Raw genomic sequence first — 17,044 nt, forward strand, 5'->3', positions numbered from 1 at the left:
GGCAACAAATGCAACCAAATTTCTTCGCTTTAATTCTTCCCTTATATACTCTTGGTCAATCATTAAAGAAATTTGTTTTTTCAATTCATTATGATCAATATTTTCATACAGTAATGCTGCATCTACAATTTTTACAAGAGTTTGTGAGAAAATCCGATGGGCTTCTTTTCCTAAAACGCGTCTACCGGCTGCCGGAAGCCCTATCTCAAATCTCACCTCAACTCTGTTATCCTTAATCAAAACGGAAGTTCTCTCCAACATCTCCTGTCCGCATCTGTCAATTACAATCATACCGCTACCACCTGTAGCATTTATTTTCTGACTGTAAATTTCAGCTTTTTTATAAAACTCTCTTGTTAAAAAATCCGAAACGACAATAATTTTACTTTTTGAATCAAGTAGTTCATCAGGTATACCTGTTACTTTCCTGTTCATAATAATACGCACTTTTGACGGCGGTGCATACGGGTCAACTTGTACATGGTCAATGGAAAGAATATATTTCCCAAAGTTATACTCCCCCTTTATAGATTTATATGCACCATATCCCTGACCGTTTATTGAAAATAATAATTGCTCCAGTTCCTGTCTACTTTTCAAATGTATACCTCCATATCATGTTTCCAAACATTTTAATACTTTTTTTATAAAATCCTGCTGTTGCCTAATTATTGCGAACATATTATCAAAAACCAACTTTACCATAGGCGCAACATCATTATTCATTGCTTCACACTTTTCTTTCCAGCCTTTCATAACAGATTCATATTCAATATCAAGCCTTTTAAGTTGGCTTTCCAAAGCGGTATAAACCTCATCGGATGTCAACTTATCACATAATGATATCCCGGCATATAAAGATGACGGATAGGAAAGAGAAAACTCCGTCAAAGAATCATAAATTAATGTTCTCAAATATTTTTTTCCTTTTTGAGTAATACTATAAGTTACTCTCGGTCTGTATTGTGCCTGTTCCATATCCGTTACACAGATATACCCGTTCTTTTCAAGCTTTTTTAAAGCATAATAAATAGAACCTATAAGCACTCCTCCCCATCTTTTTGCATCCATTGTTTGTAACATCTGCTTTATATCATAACCTGACATAGGTTCGTTATCCAGTAACCAAAGCACCAATAACCGTATCACAAAACTACCTCCATATTCAACATTGAATATAATACAACGAATATTTTTATATGTCAATATATAACACTTCTACATATTAAAAAAGCTATTATGAATTTTTCACTAATCCAAATCCATAATAGCTCTAATATTTTATTTATATTTAAGAAGTTACAGCTTTTTTATAAGCCTTATCATGATATATTTTATTCTTTTCTCCCTGCAAAGCATATATATCCAAGTTCTTTTTTATTATCCATCATAAATGAACGCATCCTTTGAAAGTATTCCTTATTAAAATCCTGTAATCCTGTTCTTATAATACTGAATGCTCCAAAAATACCCTCATCCTTCATCATTCCGGGAATACTCATAAGACTCATCGGACCGCTCTTTTCCTCCACTTGAAATCCGGACCTTTCAAAGCAGGCTCTCCACTCCGTTTCTATAAGCGGTTCCACATTTACATTTATAGCCCTGCTAAGACCGATACGAAGTTCCCTTGCCCTATTTTCATCATCAGTGATTAAAACAACATCCTGAGTTAATACAACCCCGCCGGGCTTCAATACTCTGTAATATTCTTTTAATGCTCTCTCCTTTTTATCACCCAAAAGCATTGTCAGCATGGCTTCATTTACCACAACATCAAAGCTCTCATCCTCAAAAGGAAGCTTAAAGGCATCACCTTCCATAACCTTTACTTTGTCTTCCAGGTCATTATCTTTTATCTTCTTTTTTGCCTTTTCAACCGCTTTTTCATCCAAATCCACTCCTACAATATCACAGCCGTATTTCTTTGCTGTATGAATCAAGGTGGTTCCCATATTACAAGCCACCTCCAAAACCTTTGAATCAGCTTTGATATTTCCCTTCTCAAGTAACCAATCGGTAGCCACCACACCACCAGGTCTTAACCTTGTCTTACCTATTCTTGCCAAAAATTCATGACCTTTCTCTGCCATAATCTCCTCCTGTAAACTAAAAACTATCTGCAAGTTAGGATTTACTAACTCAAATGTAAAATACTGCCTTTTAAAATAAATAAATTATACTTCATTTTATCGGGGATATTTACAAATACAGATATCATTAAATACTAAGAAAATATACTAAGCCGAATAACCGACTTACCAAGAGTTTTAGATATACATACGGTAAAAGTCAATATTAAAAATACAGAAAACGAAATACCTAGTGTATAGTATCGTTGATATTTAGTCTTATTACTGCTTTGTTAATAGATTGTAACAAATACATAATAAAGGGAGTTGAGATCTACTCTACTGTTGCTGTTATTAATTAAATGTCAATGATACATTACTTTTTCAAAAACCACTTAGTTGATGAAATCAAAGAAGTTACTTATGCAGGGGTTTGGGGATATTCCCCAACAAGCAAAAATTGACTGAAAGAGTCCGATGCAAAAGCGAAGATTAAGTCAATTTTTCGTAAGTGCATATGCACTTACTGTGCTTGCTACAATTATCCGGAAAAGTCCACATAATATTTTTGTTTTTTAATCATTCAAATCATGTTGGTTTTAAATTTCAACTATAAAAAAGTCGGTATAACTTTTTGTTGAAATCATAAAAATAAAAAAGATAATAGAATTTACCATGGAGTACCGCTCAAAACTGATATTTTAGTAGAGTTTACAGCTGAGAAATAAGTATAACTAACCTTAACTTTAATACTATTTTATATATCGTAGTATAGATGTAAATTATATTAAAAAAGCTTGAAATTGTCCTGTATATATGCTACTATCGTAAGCAGATAAGGGATATAAAAATTTGTGAATAAGATAGGTGTAATTGTTGTTTTATTGTTATTAAGAAATTGTTTCTTAGTAAAAATATATACTGTTGGTAGCTGGAGTTAGTTCTGATAGAGATAAACAACATAATTTATCTGTTGTTATTTTTCTATTTAGTCTATGTTCTGTACTGCCAATAATAATAGTTATTGGTTTTGTGTCTTGTAGGGATTCCTACTGTTTATATTCCTTTTACCCGATATGTAATGAAATCTTAGAGTTTGTATTTTATGTAATAAAAATATAGATTTAAGGAGATGTAGGATGGCAGAGAGTATTATAAAGCAAACGAACCGTACTTTGTTGATTGAAGAGATTAATCCTGAAAAACTTAACTTACTTACCTTAGTCGGTGATGTAAGGGGACTGGACAGCTTAAGTGATGACAAGATAAAAGAAATCAATGAAGCACTGCTTGTCAGAAACTTTGAAGAGTTTTTAGAAAAGTTTGACCCTACGGTATATTCTTTTTTTAATGCTGCAACCGGGAAGATTGTATATTCTAAGGAAAAGCCGGCAGGTGTACCGGAAAACATGTTAAGCATAGTTCATCTTAATGCACATAACGACTTTCTAAAAATGCTTATGACCTTGGTTGAAACCAAAAGAAGTCAGGGAATTATCAATGCGGATTTTAAGTTTGAAAAACTTACAGAAATGATTTCACCTTCAAAGGTTATGGATGACATAAAGCAGGTAAGAAAAGAACTTCAGTATACTTATGCGGAGTATGCAAAGCTTGAAGATGGAGATCCTCATAAGCTAGATCTTGGTGATAAGCTTAATTCAATGTTTGAAGAAGCCAGTGCTAATTATCAAAATCTTATGGCGATGATTCCTCTTGCTATTTCAGATATAAAAACAAGACTTTTACTTGGAGAATCAAAAGAGTCTGAAAGTAATGATGCTCTAACTTTAGGACTTCTTACCATGTCTTCTGAAGGAGAACTTACAGTAATAGAAGCTCCAAAGGTGGAAGAAAGCGCTTTGGTGGTTACGGATGACAATTCAAATGCAGGACTTATTGAAGCTCTTGAAGATGACTATGATGCTCTAAATTCTGAAGGAAACAGTTATGTAAAACAGTTGGTGGTAAGAACTTTTTGTCCTCTTAATTCATCAATGCAAAGTCAGATCGATGTAAAAAAGGAAGTGGACAATTATAACACATATCTTGAGTTTTATAAAAATGCCAAGGATGATTTTATAAAGGTTGTAAAGCCTTTGGTCGAAAAGATTTTAGGTGTGTGGGCATTTTTTGAACAGTATCCCAAGCAGGTAAAAGGAATGAAACCAAGTCTTCTGATTGCCAATGTTAAAAATGAAGCCATGGCAAACAGCCTGAATGTACCTAAGCTTTGTGCTTATTTAAATACGGTAAATGAAAAGAATGATTATGGCAATACCGTTTGGTATGCAATAGTTGCAGGAGTGTCTTTGGATGAAAAATCAAAGATGAATGTTACAAGAGAAAGATTTAAGGGAAATAAAGACAGCATAAAAACTGAAAATGTCAGTGTGGAGTCTTTGGCAAGAATCGCAGATGCATTAAAAGATTATGGAGTACAATGCTTTTATTCCTACGAAACAGGGGATAAGACAACATTTAACAGTATGGCAATGACCGGAGTGGGATTTTTTGACGATAGATGTGCAAGCCTTAGTGGTAAGCCATATTCAGAGTATTTGATTCCTTGTGTGCCGAACTTTACAATTATTCCAAAGGACAAGTCCGGAGTGAAGCTTGAAAGCAGGATGATTGTCAATGAAAATGAAGCTGCTGAACTTTCAAAAGCCAAGGAAGATATCATGAAGCTTTGGATAGACGGAGTTTACATAGGTGCAGCATATGTGGCAGCCGGATTTGTGGCAAGTTATCAATCTCCTGAATATCTTAAAGAGTATTTTAAGAAAGATGTGGATACGGATTTACCGGGTGTACGATTTGATATTGAAGCAAAAAATAATTCTCTTAAGATACATACTACTATGTCAAAGGAGATTACCGGATTTACAAACAGTGTGAAAGATGATATTAACAAAAGAGGATTCGGCTTTGTATTTTCTTCAGAAAATGCGGTATTAGACGGAGAAAATATCAGCCATATAATGGTATATAAAGCAAGAAACTTAAAACTTTCAGGTGGCAGTTATGAGCCTATTTATAAAACACAGACCGCTAACTATATTGAGAGGATTTTAAGGCATGCCACAGGAGATTTTAAGGCGGAAAATATAGCAAAGTTCTTTTCAAATAATCCGTCCAGTCAAAAAAGCATCTGGCTTTCTAAAAAGACAAATATTAACGGTATACTTGGAAGTAATGATGATATTACTTATGAAGCGGATGAAACGGCAGGTGTATGTGCTATAGAGATAAGTTTTGGAAATGCCGTTAAGAGAGTTGAAGTGCCGCTAAATCGTGTGGCGGGAGAGTAAGGATACATATTAAGATGTGATATAAAATGAGAACTTCATTTTTAAGTTGATTACAAAAAATATTTTAAATATTTGGAGTAGTTTTATAAAAAATATATATTTTCATAGGAGGTAGCACAATGGGAATTAGGTTTAGAGTAACCGGTTCGGAAGTAGCAGACTTTGATGAGAGAAGCATAGTAAACGCAGAGTTTTTGTCCGAGTCTCCAAAGGATTCCAATGCCAAAGCAACAGATTACGGTCTTGGTGTAAAGGTATGGGGAAGAGTTTTATACAATGTCGGAGCGGATGTTGATGATGTATTAAAACTTGCCAAGTGGTCTCAGATTCCTTCCGAGAATGCGGATTGCTACAGAGTAGCGGAAGTAACAGTGGTATCTGCCGGCTCTGTTGTAAGAAAGTATGTAATTCCGAATGCATTCGTGGTGGAGTATTCTGAAAAGGCGGATGATGTAAACGGTACCGGAGAGTTTTATATCCATATCCGCCAAAAGAAGGATAATAATTCAAGGGTAGCGGTAGAAGGCGGATATGCCGGAGAATAAGGAATAGGAGGGATTAAGCATGGCATACAAAGTGAAAATAGAAGGTAATGAAAGTTTTGAACTTGCAAAGGAATGTGTAAACAGCGTATTTTTATCCACAGACATTCCTATTGACTCAAATGCCCGCACTAATGATGCAGGTGCAACAATGGAGATTACCGGCAAGATTTTAACTGCGGTAGACGGGGATCCTTTCGACTCAACAAGAAATATGGCACTTTGGTCAATGGTTCCAGCACAAAACAAGGATTGCTACAGAAAGGTTACCGTAGAACAGATAGTAGCGGGAATTACCAAAAGAAAATATGTATTTCCAAATGCTTTTGTAGTGAACTACAAAGAAAGACATGGAGATGAAGAGGGAGTAGGAAACTTTACCCTTGTAATAAAACAGAAAAAAGATAAGATGGCAGGTCTGATAGTTGAAGGCGGATACGCAGCCGAGTAACAAAAATCAGTCGTTAAAAGTTTGGGCTGCAAGACATTTATTGTCATGCAGCCTATTTTTATAAATTATCTTAGAAGACTATATAAGGGGATTATAACCCTTAGGTGAATACCGCAATGCATACAAGTAGGGAGGATAAATATTTTCCACACGATTAAAAGCGGTAGGGATGGGAATATATGAATAGAAGATTTGTACTTGATGTTTCAGGAATAATTGCGGCTATCTTGTGTGCCATAATTGTCGGTTTTTTTGGAAGAGGATTAAAGGGCGGATATATATTTTATATGTTTTCTTTTTTTATTTCAGGTTCTTTGATTTATTTTGCGATAAATGACTTTTCTTTTAAAAAAGAAAAGATACAAGATACATTTTTGTCCGAGCTTGTGCTTTTAAGTGAAGAAGATACCGTAGTAAAGACATGGAATATTTTAGGAAAGAACTCATTGGTAATCGGAAAGAAAAACAGTAAAGAGGATATAGACATAGATTTGTCCGATACTTACTTTTCGGGAACCGTAAGTGACGTTCATGCGATACTTAACTATGTGGACGGTTCATGGTATATAGAAGATATGCAAAGCAAGAACGGAACGCAGATTAAAGGATTTTTAGAAGATAAGCTTTATAACATTAAAGACGGGCAAAGTAAGCTGGCAAAAAAAGACTATATTTTTATAGGGCTTAATAAACTACAGATAAGGTAAGGAAGTTATCATGGGAAATTTAATAAGATGCAAAAACGGACATATGTTTTCAAAAAGAAGATACGGAAATATCTGCCCGTATTGCAACATGGACATGACGGAAAGAAAAGAACTTGAAGAATCATTTGATGATAAGGAGCTTGAAGAAAGTTTGGTAAGAATAAAAACCAAACCGGTGTGTGCATGGCTTGTGTGCATCAAGGGACCAAGATACGGAAAAGATTATCGTGTGGTATTCGGGAAAAACTATATCGGAAGAACGGATGCCATGGATATTCAAATCATTGGAGATAATGCCATAAAGCAGGAAAACCATGCTATTTTATCCTTTGATGAAAAAGACCTTGAAGCAACTCTTATCTGTACAGAGGGTGGAGGAATTACCTACCTAAACGGAAAGGCAGTTTACACTCCACAGGCTCTTGAAACTTATGATGTCATTACCATGGGGGAAAGTGAGTTTTTATACATTGCTTTATGTGGAAAGCAGTTTTCATGGTAAATGCTTTTAATAAGCAATTGGAGAAATCCCATAGGAATAGGGAAAATGTAATAGACATTTTCATGGAAAATATAATGGGTATTTCTAAAAAAAATAAGGGGAAAACAGATATGGGGACTGCTTTTTGGATGGCTTTAATTCTTATTCTAACCGCTTTTTTTATTCTTTCATGGAGAGTGTATACATGGATTAAAGAAGAAAAAATCAGGATATACGATATAGGAGCCTTACTTGATATCGGAAAAAGACAGGTTCAGGCAAATGCATACGGATTCAAACAGGAAAAAGACAGACTTATGGCAATACTTAGCGCAGGGGAAGGAAAAGAGTATACCGGGAAGGTTGCAGCACTGACTACAGTAAGAACTTTCACTAAACTTTATAACCGATATGATAACAACCAAAGCAGTCGCTATTTCTTTGACATAGCCTTTGAGACGGCTAACATGAATGTCTTAAATGCACTTAGAGGAGAAAACGGAAGGGCGTATGCAGCCTGTCTAATGCTTAGAGGAAATCTTTTAAGCTATGCCATTATGGGGCATATAAATATTTATATTTTCCGCAGAAAAGAACTTATACTTCTTAGCAAGGGTCAGATAATGGAAGAACTTATAAAAGAAAAGGTAAATAAGGGACTTTTAAGTAAGGAAGCGGCTCGTAGAATTTCTGATACGGATAAGGCATATAACTGTATAGGAAGGGATGACTATATGAAACCGCTTATGACTAAAGAAGAAATAAGGCTAAAGAAAAAGGATATGGTTGTTATAACGACTACCGGAGTAGAAAAAAACATCTCTGTCAGGGAACTTGAAATAATCATTTCAAGGAAACATAACTGTAAGGGAACGGCAAAAGAGATTATTGAAACAATAAAAAAGAAAAATAACGAAGACTTGGACAATCTTGGACTAATAATTATAGGGATTTAGGAGGCTTAAAGAAGATGCGTAAGCAAAACAGTAAATTCAATACAAACTTTATTTCGGAAGAAGGCAGTTCATTAAAAAACAGTGATTTTTTTGCTTATGCTGAACTTGATAACTTTGCCTGCTATGTGCTTGCTGACGGTATTGAAGATGTGGCGGATACCGAATCGGCAAAGGAAGCGGTGGAAAGTATCATTGCAAAGTTTGGGGAAAAGCCTTCCATATCCAAAGGGAAAATACACGGATACTTAAACCATGCCAATGAAGTGCTTTTAAAAGCTGAAAAATATATGAAGCTTAAAGCATCAATTGTAGTTGCCATAACTGATTATGAAAGTGTACGCTTTGCCTATGCAGGAAATGCAAGGGCAAAGCTTTACAGAAATAACAAGTCATTTTATAAAACTACGGATACATCACTAAGCAGTGAAATGGTATCAAAAGAGATGATTAGCGAAGATGCCCTGTCAAGACATGAGCAAAGAAGTAATCTGTATGCCTTTTTAGGGCAAAAAGGATTTTCACCGGTGATATCGGGAAAGATAAAACTTGTTGATACCGATATTTTAATTCTTTATACAAAAGGGGTTTGGGAAAATGTATCGGAAGGAGAGATTGATAACATCTTTGCCGACAGTGGAAAAGACCCGAAAGATGCCATTGAGAAGATTGAAAAAGTACTTCTTGATAAAGAGCCCGAGTACATTGATAACTATACAATTGCCGGTATTTATATTGATAAGGTATTTGTCGAGTCGGATACCAAAAAGAAAAAAAGAAGGAAACTGATTTTGATAATATCAATTGTATCTGTAGTTGTGATACTTGCGGCCGTCATTGCCCTTTACTTTTATAACCGATACAGAAAAGAACTTAGGGAAGATATGAATACACACTATGAAAAGATGCTTAAATTTATAGAAATGGAAAACTATACAAAGGCGGATACTGAGTGTGAAGAGTCCATAAAGAAGGCGGAAAGCCTTAGAGATAAGGAAATGAAAGACCTTTTGTACCACTATGAGCAGGTTATAGAAGGAATACTTGAAGCGGATGAAAAGTATGATGCGAAAAGCTACAAAGAAGCAAAACCTTTATATGAATTTATACTTAGTGAAATTCCTTATGCAGACAATGCAGGACTTTCCTATGTAAGAAAAAGACTTGATTTTATTGCAGGGTATGAAAGTGTAAACTTAAGCCTTGATAACGGAGATATCCTTTTTGATTCGGAAATATATGATAAAGCAAGAGAAAGGTATGTTGATGCGAAAACTGAAGCAAGAGATATAGGATATGAAGAGGGAAAGTTAAAAGCGGAAGCAAAGCTTTTAGCGGTAGATCAAGCCATTGAAAAGGAAAATGAAGGGAAACAGGCGGAAGCTGATAAGCAATCTAAAAATCTGCAATCCGCAAATGATATGCTAAGTGCCGGAGATGAGGCACTAAGTAAAGGAGATTTTTTATCAGCAAGAGCTAATTATAATACGGCAAAAGATATTTTGGAAAAATCAGGTGAAAGTGCTGGACTTGAGGAACTTGAAAAAAAGATATCCACTGCGGATGAGAAAATAAGCTTAAGTGAAGAAGAAAAAACCTCTGCCACAAGTTACGCAATAACAGCAGATGAGGCTTTTTTAAAGGGAGATTTTGAAACGGCAAGAGATAATTATGAGTATGCCAGAAGACTTTATGTAAAACTTAATGATGAGATAAATACCATAGAAATGGATAAAAAGCTTAGTGATGTGCAAAAAAGAATTGATGAAAAAGAAAAAGAAGAACTGAAGGCGGCACAAACAGCAGCACAACCCCCCCAGCAACAGACAAGTGAGGCAGAGACTTCTGCAAGCATAAATGCTGAGTAATCAGGTATTTATTTAAAACTTGTGTATCAGTGCAAGTGGCAATTGTTTTTACCTATTAAAGATAAAAGAGGTGTTTTTATATGGACGCAGCGTACTTGGATGAGTTTGACATAAAAAAGTATGTAAAGGACAGGCTTTCAGAGATAAAAGATGAAGATGAGTATGCCTTGGCAAAAAGTGTTCTATATGACGGTCTTTACAGGATGAGTGAGGTTTTTGAAGAAAGATACAGATCTTTATACAAGAAAGTCTATGATGAGCTTGAAAGTAAAGAAGAAAGTTATGAGATTGCAATACTTTTACTTTCAAAAAATGAAAACGTATTTTTAAGGATGTTTTTTCCGATATCGGATTTAGATGTTTTGGAAGATAAAAAAAATGATATTAAAGAAGACTATACCGAAAGTGAAGACCTTATAAAAACTGTTTATCTTAATGCAACCGATACTGTATGTAAGGAATTTTTACAAGAAAAGATAGGAGTAAGTTTTACAAATAACGGAGAAAAACACACACTTTCAGTACAACCTAAAAAAGCCCTTCGCTACAGAAAAGAAGTTGGTAAACTTTATGAAACTTTCTCTTATAACGGACTTAGATGGAATACAGTAAATACCGCCTACCTTGACCGCTTTTTTGATATTGACCTGTCTAAACTTCCTCAAAATGCAAGAGATGTAGAAGTGGACTACGGGAAATATGCCGATATGATAAAAGAAGAACTTTATCCGGTATGGAATGTAGAAAAAACAGTATTTAAGAGCAGCACATTTTTAAGTCCGAGTAAAGACGGATTATACTATGAACGGGAAATGGTTAAGCAAAGGGATAAGGAGATTATCTTAAGACTGGTGCAAAAGACTGAAGGCATGGTAGGAATAAGACAGGAAGAAGAAAAGATTATAGTAAAGACCTATGAAGAAAGTTATTCAGATTTGGAAGGATATCATATCTTTGATATACGATATACGAAAGAAGAATTACCAACCGGCTTAATAAGTAACAAAAGAGAAGATGGAATGATTGGACGACTTCTAAATAAAACAGAAGAAAAAATCCATACCGAGGCGGAAATAGAAAGGATTATTGAAGAACTTGATATTAGAGAGTATGTATCACTTAAATCCTGTGAAAGATTGCCGATATGGAAAGAAGTTTCGGAGGAAAGTAGAGTACTTCCTGATATGAATAACTTTTCAAGTAGTGATTTTCCTCTAACAGAAGAAAGCCCCAAACTTGTTTTAAGGTTTTTAAGAAACAGCGACAGCAACCTTTGTGAAGCAATGGTAAGATATGCCGTTTCTCAACTACAGATAAGCTTTGATGAATATATCTGTGTAGGGGTTTTGGAAAACACCTATTATACAAAAGGGATTGTATAGAAAAAATATAGAACAGGAGCAAAGTATGAACTGTGTATGGGAGATTGTACTTAAGGCGCAAAAAAGCGGATATAACTTAGAAGAGCTTAGATTTATAAACAGTGGGAGTCCAAGCCCTTATACTGAAAGTTCCTTTGATTTTCTAAATTCCGATACCATTGAAGAAAGTGAAATAGAGGTAAATCCGCTATATCGTTTTGCAAATGAACTGGGCGAAGTATTCTTACCCGATGTGAAGGGGTATGAGAAGGCAAGAGAAATATTTTTAGATGTAATAATGCACTATGTAGCGGTATGGGATCTTAGAAGCGGAGGAGATAAAAAAGAGCTAAGGGCAATGTATATCTTAAAAGAGATAGAAGAGGGAAGGTTTCTAAAAAGTATAAGAAAAACCCTATTTTCCCTTGACTTTGAAAAATCTAAAAGAATTATTTTTTGCCTGCTTGATTTATGTGGGTGCAAAGATTACATCACGATTTTTAGAAAGGCACTGAGAGAACTTTATCCTAAAGCAAACCTTTACATCCACTCTGAGAATTTAAGGAAACTTACCGTTTTTACGGGGGTGGATAAGACAAAAGAAGATATGGAAAGAATTGAAATGCTGAAGAAACTTTTTTTGCCGATATCTTATGAAACGGATATTTTTTGGAAATATCACTTCGGTATTATAGGAGTTGATGAAAGTATGAAAATTGGAAAAACGGCGATGTACTAAAATATTTTAAGAGAAAATGCAATATGTGTTTTCCGGGCTAAAATCACAGAATCGTAGGTATTATCGACTTTTCATATGTGTTTTGGCATATACACAAAAAAGAAGATGGAAGGAAACTAAGATGGGCTATAAGCTTAACAGAAACATAACCAAAGAAGAGCAGGCTGCGGCGTATACAAGAAAAGAGCTTGAGCTGATGAGTGAATATCGACTTAGAGAGGTTTGCCTAAGAGAGCATATCGTAAGGGGACTTGATAAGGATATGACAAGTAAAGAGCTTATAGATGCTATACTTTCCTACTGTCAAACCTTTGAAGATGAACTTATCAAAGAAGAAAAGGAAGGCGGAAGAGAGAGGATTGAAGAGTGTTTTGATAAACTAAGCGTAAAAGAACCCGAAAAGGATGAACTTAGAATATCCGGCAAAATCAGTATTTATGAAGGAGCGGCACTTAATTTCCTTGATGATTACAAAATAGAATACAAAGAAAAGTTTCTAAATACCAATGCTTTGATTGTAAGCGGAGATAAAAAGGTATGTGCCGTATTCAATGTAGTTGCCATGGGAGATAAAAAAGACTCTTTATACCTTGTAAAAGAGGCAGCCCTTTCAGGTATGGTTACGGATATAAAAGACTATAGTCTATACCTTATGGAAAGAGATGCATCAAAGTTCATATACCGTATATATATGGGAGAAGAGGAAAAAGACCTTACAAAGTACAGGATATATAAGATTCCTTTAATGGACTTTGAAATTCTTCCCCTGATTGAACTTCACATGCCCATAGCACTTGATCTTGGCTCGACCAATACTACTGTAGCCATCTATGCGGACAGCAGTTATTATAGACAGATACATGCAAAGCAAAGAGGAATCAAGGAAAACACTATATGCCATACCCTGTTTTTAGAGTCGGTGGGAGGAGAAACCTTTGTTGAAAAGATGATACCGACGGTTGTAGCCGTAACGGATGTAAATAAAGACGGTATAGATTATGTTTTTGGAAGAAGAGCCTTATGGTTTGCAAACTTAAGCTATACGGATAAAGGATTTTCCGTATTTTATGATATTAAAAGATGGGCAGGGGATTTTGAAAGAAAAGAAGAACTTACGGATGCCAAGGGAAGATACAGGTATGTACAAAGGATAGAGATTATAGCCGAGTATCTAAGATATGTACTTAATATCACAAGAGATAACTTCAAGTGTCAGATAAAGGAAGTATATATCACAGTACCGGTTAAGCAAAAGCATGTGTATGAGCAGATGTTGGGGCTTTTATCGGAAATGCTTTCTATAAGCCTAAAGGTTACCTTAGATGAAAGCACTGCCGTACTTTACAGCTTTATCAGCAAGATGAGAGAAAAAAACAGCCTGAAAGACGGAGAAAGTTATAAGGCACTGATAATGGACTGTGGAGGAGGGACAACGGATTTAAGTGCCTGTAAGTTTAAGGTACATGCAAAGGGTGATATACAGACCTATACGATGGAAAACAGTTATAAAAACGGTAATACGGACTTTGGAGGAAACAATATCACCTACAGAATCATGCAACTTTTAAAGCTTAGAATAGTTTCAAAACTACTTGACACGGATAAAGATTTAAGCCTTGAAGTAATTAACGAACTGCCGACAGATCCGTACAGGTATATAGATGAAGAAGGTGTTGAAAGTTTTTATAAGGGATTACAAGAGGCCTATGAAAAGGCTGAAGATATCTTACCTACAGCTTTTAAGCGTTTTGAAACTTATGGAAAAGAAGGGTATTACAGGGTAAGGAATAATTACTTTTTTCTATTTACATTGGCGGATGAGATTAAGCAGGAACTTTTTTCGGGAAATGATATCGTTATAGAAGTGCCTGAAGAAAAAAACGGGAAAATGGGACTTTTAAGACTGGAAGTGGACAGGTATAAGCTTTCAGTCTTTAGAGGAGAAAGGCTTGAGATTTTAGAGGGGATGCCGAAGCTAAGTTTTAACCGTTATGAGGCGGAAAGGCTGATTGCAGGAGAAATATATGCCGTTATGAAGGTTTTTATGGAAAGACTTTATAAAAACGGAGAACTTTATAACTTTGACATGATAAGACTTACAGGACAGTCCTGTAAGATAGGGCTATTTAGAGATGCTCTAAAAGAATTTGTACCCGGCAACATGATGCAAAGTGGAGGCAGTGTTAAAAAAGAAGAGCTAAAACTTGCCTGTGTGGACGGACTTATGCGCTATCTTTACGATAAAAGAACCGGATATGCGGGATTTGACATAAGAGAAGAAGAAGCTCTAATTCCCTATAAAATAAAAGCACTTTCATACTCAGGCAGACAAGAGATTCTTATAGACGGATTTGAAAGTAACAAGATGACGGGAAGCCTGCTTAGAAGCCTTGAAGATATCCTGCTTAGAATGTATTTGTATGATGCTTCAGAAAGTGTACGGTTTGAGTACCTGTTTCACTTCAAAAAAGATGAGGCAAGAGAAACTGACAGGATGGAGCTGGCGGGAAGGTATAGCGGCTATATAAAGCAGGAAGATACGGATGACATACAAAACGGGGAACTTAAGATATTTGCTTTTGTAGATTATAAAAAATGGGGATTTCAGATCGTGCCGGTATACAGACTTGAAGACACACTATACGCAGGAGAAGGACAGGAATATAAGTTTGAAACGGATGAGTGGATTTGTGATTTCTTTGATGGAGAACACTAAAGACATAAAGGAGAAGCTAATGGAAAACAGATACCCTTTGTTTGAAACGGGAAGAATCTTGAAAAAAGAAGCACTTGAGGTAATAAGAGACTATCCGAGAGATTTGCTTTCTATCCTTTATGAGGGATATACAAACGGAGTCATAAGAGGATTAAGATTAAGTTCAGACCATGAAAACAGAACCCTTATTATAGGAAGGGGACTTGCAAAACTAAAAGGCGAGGTATACCTGATAAATAAAGAGATAAAGGTAGCCTACACCCATACCGAACAAAGGAAGTATCTTAGGTTAAAGCATAGTGAAATAAGGGATAAAGATTGGAAGATAGGTGAAATAGAAGCTTTTCTTTCTGATGATGAAGAAAGTAAAGACGGAGAAATCCTGCTTTGCGACTTTTTATTAAAATCGGGTTTTGTATTAAGGGATACCTACCTTGACTTTGCAGATATGAGGTCAGAGTATGATACCATACATTTGATGAATGCCGATTATGCAGGGTATGGTGAAAGCTCCTTTAATATAGAGGTCTTAAAAGTGTATGCAAGAGAGTACCTTAATACAAAAAAGTGCGAAGAAACGGACAGAACCTTTTGCTATATGGTGTTAAACAGCATGGAAGGAATAGAAAGAAGCATTATAGAAAACTATATAGCAGTTAAAGAAGGGAAGGCAAAAGGAACAAGCTTAAGCAATAAAGAAATTTATACCGGACTTTTGGATATATTAAGCAGTGCAAAAGACCCTGACGGACATAGAGGTACAGGATTTAGTCCAAAAAAGATTTTAGTAGATTAGTGATAATTAGGAGCAGGTAAGGTTGCGAATAGCAAGGAGGAGAAGATGTCAAATATTATGCGTTGCCCTTATGGACATGTGTTTTCAAAAACAAGGAACGGCACTATATGCCCGACATGCGGCTTTGACCTTGATACACCTGAAAAGGTATATGTGAACTTACGGAAAGAGAGCGGCCTTTCCCTAAAGGAAGAAAGACCGGTATGTGCATGGCTTGTATGCATAGAGGGAGCAAGAAGGGGAAAAAGTTATGTCATAAGTTATGGAGAAAACTTTGTGGGAACGGATAGGGATAATGAGATACAGGTTTTAGGGGATGAGAAGATGCTTGGTAAGTTCACCTTAATAATTTTTGATAAAGGGACGAAGGAAGCCAATCTGATTCCAGCTAGAGCTGACGGCATTGTATATATGGATAATAAACCTATATATGATAAGTATGTTATTAAAAATAAAGATATCTTGGAAATAGGTGGAAGCAAGTTCATGTATGTGGATTTCCTGACTGAATGTAAGAAGTATTTAAATGACTTTGAATATGAAGAAACAGATAATGAAGATAAAGAAAATTTAATCCAAAAAGAGAAAAACTATAGGAAAATTAAAAGAGAAAAAGCTACTGAAGAAGAAAAATACCGAGATAAAATGCTAGGGAAGAACCTTTCCATGGAAGAAGAAAAGCCTATTTATGCATGGATTGTATGTATAGAAGGAACTCGTCAGGGAAAATCTTATAATATAACAGAGGGGAAAAATCATATAGGCAGTCATGACACCATGAGTATACAGTTTCTTGGAGATGAAGAGATAAGGGAGAAAAAACATGCCGTTATAGCCTATGATGAAAGAAATTTGCAGGGGACACTTCTTGGAGAAGAGTCCATGGGATTTGTAAGATTAAATGAAGCGGCGATATATACATCAAAAGATTTAAAAGAGGGAGACATCTTGGAGATTGGTAAGAGTAAGTTTTTCTACTTTGATTTTGCAAAAGAATACCATCAATGGTAGAAAACTTGGAACAGAAATGTAAAATAAGGTAAT

At 35.4% G+C, this 17,044-nt stretch carries 15 protein-coding genes; 12 read left to right on the forward strand and 3 right to left on the reverse strand.

What is annotated here, in order from left to right; genetic code table 11:
* The 3 genes from J4O15_RS15365 to J4O15_RS15375 all read right to left on the reverse strand — a co-directional run.
* On the reverse strand, nucleotides 1-600 hold a 600-nt coding region (locus tag J4O15_RS15365), incomplete at its 3' end, for an ABC-ATPase domain-containing protein (protein WP_243762111.1).
* Between the two features lie 15 nt (nucleotides 601-615).
* A complete protein-coding gene (locus J4O15_RS15370) occupies nucleotides 616-1,149 on the reverse strand; it encodes a PadR family transcriptional regulator (RefSeq protein ID WP_009220708.1) in 534 nt (177 codons plus the stop codon).
* A gap of 185 nt (nucleotides 1,150-1,334) precedes the next feature.
* Nucleotides 1,335-2,093, reverse strand: a complete 759-nt coding sequence (locus tag J4O15_RS15375) for an SAM-dependent methyltransferase (RefSeq protein ID WP_208101448.1) — start codon at nucleotides 2,091-2,093, stop codon at nucleotides 1,335-1,337.
* 1,118 nt (nucleotides 2,094-3,211) lie between these two features.
* On the opposite strand from J4O15_RS15375, the gene J4O15_RS15380 reads away from it, so the two are divergent.
* From J4O15_RS15380 to J4O15_RS15435, 12 genes are all read left to right on the forward strand, one after another.
* Nucleotides 3,212-5,386, forward strand: coding sequence for a hypothetical protein (locus J4O15_RS15380; protein WP_009220999.1), 2,175 nt, complete (start codon nucleotides 3,212-3,214; stop codon nucleotides 5,384-5,386).
* 119 nt (nucleotides 5,387-5,505) lie between these two features.
* Nucleotides 5,506-5,931: a hypothetical protein gene (locus J4O15_RS15385; protein WP_009221000.1), complete on the forward strand. Its 426-nt coding sequence runs from the start codon at nucleotides 5,506-5,508 to the stop codon at nucleotides 5,929-5,931.
* A 19-nt stretch (nucleotides 5,932-5,950) separates the two neighbouring features.
* Nucleotides 5,951-6,379 (forward strand): hypothetical protein, encoded by a 429-nt coding sequence (locus tag J4O15_RS15390; protein ID WP_008752381.1) that lies wholly within the window; start codon nucleotides 5,951-5,953, stop codon nucleotides 6,377-6,379.
* Between the two features lie 179 nt (nucleotides 6,380-6,558).
* A complete protein-coding gene (locus J4O15_RS15395) occupies nucleotides 6,559-7,086 on the forward strand; it encodes an FHA domain-containing protein (protein ID WP_009221001.1) in 528 nt (175 codons plus the stop codon).
* A gap of 10 nt (nucleotides 7,087-7,096) precedes the next feature.
* Nucleotides 7,097-7,588 carry an FHA domain-containing protein gene (locus J4O15_RS15400; protein WP_009221002.1) on the forward strand — a complete coding sequence of 164 codons (492 nt, stop codon included), beginning with the start codon at nucleotides 7,097-7,099 and terminating at the stop codon, nucleotides 7,586-7,588.
* Between the two features lie 110 nt (nucleotides 7,589-7,698).
* The gene (locus J4O15_RS15405; RefSeq protein ID WP_040457741.1) at nucleotides 7,699-8,523 is read left to right on the forward strand and encodes a protein phosphatase; all 825 of its coding nucleotides are present in this window, start codon (nucleotides 7,699-7,701) and stop codon (nucleotides 8,521-8,523) included.
* 14 nt (nucleotides 8,524-8,537) lie between these two features.
* The gene (locus J4O15_RS15410; RefSeq protein ID WP_009221004.1) at nucleotides 8,538-10,388 is read left to right on the forward strand and encodes a PP2C family protein-serine/threonine phosphatase; all 1,851 of its coding nucleotides are present in this window, start codon (nucleotides 8,538-8,540) and stop codon (nucleotides 10,386-10,388) included.
* Between the two features lie 80 nt (nucleotides 10,389-10,468).
* Nucleotides 10,469-11,770 carry a hypothetical protein gene (locus tag J4O15_RS15415; RefSeq protein WP_208101450.1) on the forward strand — a complete coding sequence of 434 codons (1,302 nt, stop codon included), beginning with the start codon at nucleotides 10,469-10,471 and terminating at the stop codon, nucleotides 11,768-11,770.
* A 25-nt stretch (nucleotides 11,771-11,795) separates the two neighbouring features.
* A complete protein-coding gene (locus J4O15_RS15420; protein WP_009221007.1) occupies nucleotides 11,796-12,488 on the forward strand; it encodes a hypothetical protein in 693 nt (230 codons plus the stop codon).
* Nucleotides 12,489-12,609: 121 nt separating this feature from the next.
* Complete coding sequence (locus J4O15_RS15425; protein WP_009221008.1) at nucleotides 12,610-15,204, forward strand: molecular chaperone; 2,595 nt, start codon at nucleotides 12,610-12,612, stop codon at nucleotides 15,202-15,204.
* A gap of 19 nt (nucleotides 15,205-15,223) precedes the next feature.
* Entirely contained in the window at nucleotides 15,224-16,000 is a 777-nt protein-coding gene (locus J4O15_RS15430) for a hypothetical protein (protein WP_009221009.1), read from the forward strand.
* Nucleotides 16,001-16,045: 45 nt separating this feature from the next.
* The gene (locus J4O15_RS15435; RefSeq protein ID WP_208101452.1) at nucleotides 16,046-17,011 is read left to right on the forward strand and encodes an FHA domain-containing protein; all 966 of its coding nucleotides are present in this window, start codon (nucleotides 16,046-16,048) and stop codon (nucleotides 17,009-17,011) included.
* Nucleotides 17,012-17,044 lie beyond the last annotated feature (33 nt).

Source organism: Lachnoanaerobaculum sp. Marseille-Q4761, assembly GCF_017565785.1.
Classification (GTDB): Bacteria; Bacillota; Clostridia; order Lachnospirales; family Lachnospiraceae; genus Lachnoanaerobaculum.